At 73.8% G+C, this 698-nt stretch carries 1 protein-coding gene; it reads left to right on the forward strand.

Translation table 11 applies throughout. The features are described from left to right. Window positions 1-383: 383 nt before the first annotated feature. The coding region (locus EAO70_RS34895; protein ID WP_148006830.1) for a GNAT family N-acetyltransferase at window positions 384-698 on the forward strand (315 nt) is incomplete at its 3' end.

Here is a 698-nt window from a genome sequence, read left to right on the forward strand (position 1 = left end):
CCGGCCGGTGACGGCCAGGCGGGCGTGGGTCTGCTCGAACGTGGGACGGGGCTCCTCGGGCAGATCGGCGGCCAGCGAGGCCGCCACGACCGCGTGCCAGGCCGCGGCGTCCGCCGTCGAGACCTGGGTGAGGGGGACTGCGTCGGCTCGTTCCGGCCGGGGATCGTGCGCGGTACTCCGTCACTCCGGGGGGGCGCCCGTACGTACGTCGGGGAGGCACCGGGAACCTGCCGAGATCGCCGAGAGGGCGGAGCAATAAAGAGTGACGGCCGAAGGGCGAGCGGTGGCACAGTCGGCTCGACGAATCAGCAGCAGGAACGCAGCGATACGACACGACCGCACGGCACTGGCCCGGAAAACGGCCGCCCCACCAAGGAGCCCACTTGATCGACGCAGTCCCCCTCACCCAGGTCTCGACGGCGGACGCCGCGGCCTGGCACGCGGTCGTGGCGGCCTCGCTGGCCGCCGATCTGCCCGAGGAGCCCCGTCCCACGTTCGAGCAGACCCACGCCCGCCTGGCCGTCACCGGCCGGGACAACCGCCGGCTGCTGTGGCTGGCCACCGAGGCCGACGGCACGGTGGTGGGGGTGGCCGGACTGCGGCTGTTCACGCCGGAGGGGCAGCGGCACCTGGCGGAACTGGAGCTGCACGTCACTCCGGAACGGCGGCGCTCCGGGGTCGGTTCGCACCTGCTGGCC

The organism is Streptomyces sp. adm13(2018) (assembly GCF_008042145.1).
GTDB lineage: Bacteria > Actinomycetota > Actinomycetes > Streptomycetales > Streptomycetaceae > Streptomyces.